Origin of the sequence: Nitrosomonas halophila, from assembly GCF_900107165.1 — a bacterium.
GTDB classification, from domain to species: Bacteria; Pseudomonadota; Gammaproteobacteria; order Burkholderiales; family Nitrosomonadaceae; genus Nitrosomonas; species Nitrosomonas halophila.
The window spans coordinates 1-1,017 of record NZ_FNOY01000155.1 but is presented as its reverse complement, the minus strand read 5'-3'; the positions used below and the strand labels follow the sequence as shown (position 1 = coordinate 1,017).

The 1,017-nt window shown below is 42.8% G+C and carries 2 protein-coding genes; one reads left to right on the top strand and one right to left on the bottom strand.

All coding sequences use genetic code 11. The features are described 5' to 3' along the window. Positions 1–95: 95 nt before the first annotated feature. Positions 96–827, top strand: a complete 732-nt coding sequence (locus BLV85_RS14785) for a P-loop ATPase, Sll1717 family (protein WP_425433816.1) — start codon at positions 96–98, stop codon at positions 825–827. A 40-nt stretch (positions 828–867) separates the two neighbouring features. Here the strand turns inward: BLV85_RS14785 and BLV85_RS14780 are convergent. Next, positions 868–1,017 (bottom strand): transposase (locus tag BLV85_RS14780; protein ID WP_176973882.1); only part of this gene is annotated, 150 nt, incomplete at its 5' end.

The window sequence follows — 1,017 nt, the reverse complement described above, 5'->3', positions numbered from 1 at the left end:
TTTGCGTTCTTTTGAATATCGTGTCATTGTTTATTCCTTATCGCCCCCGAATATTAATTAAAAATTAGACACGACAACTATTCTGACACAGGGGGATTTCAGCACTGCTAAACGCAATCCGAGACCTAGCATCTGAAAGTAAGGGGATATCATTTCGAGTAAGTTTGCGTTCGGATGTATATTACCTCGTTAGAACCTCAGATGAATCTACGGATAAAATAGAAGGATCGGTAGTTTGGTATTCATGGTCTAATCATGAAATTCTTGCATTGCTCGTAAAGCGGGTCGATCAGTTCTTGCTCGGAAAAAGCAAGTCGGCTGAAGAATTGATGGAGCTAAGTCAGGCGGTACTCGCGGGACATCTAGAAAAGGTAATGGAACCCGTTTTCAATGGGAAGGGGAAATGGGAAAACATACCAACTTACCGCATGCTGATGTCATTGATTAGAAAGAGACCACGCGACCTGGTTAAGCTTTGTACACTTGCCGCCAAGCACGCAGGCGCTGAGAAACACAAATTGATCGGAACTTCCGATTTCAACAGCATTTTTGAAGAATACTCTCAAGGCCGACTTCAAGACACTATTAACGAATATCGATCCGAACTCCCAGATATCGAACGACTATTGTTTGGAATGAAGCCTTCTCGCGTCGAAAGGAAAGCTAGCGAAGGATACACCTACCCTACGGCCGATCTCCTCAGGAAAATAAGGAATATCCAAGAGAACAAGAAATTTATTTTCTACGGAAATCGCCCTGCAGACACGAAGGATTTGGCAGCTTTCATGTACAAACTAAACAACCACCAGCTAAAGCTGGTGGGTTAGTGACAATGACTAAAGTCAGGATACGGGTCTTAAGACCCGTTTAGCTTTCGGTTCTGAAATTATCATCACCTTTAGGTTCAAAATGATGCTCCAAATAGTTTTGAATCATTTCTTCTGTCAGTTCTCCTGATGTTACACAAAAGTATCCTCGCGCCCAAAAATGGCGCCCCCAGTAGCGTTTTTTTAAGTC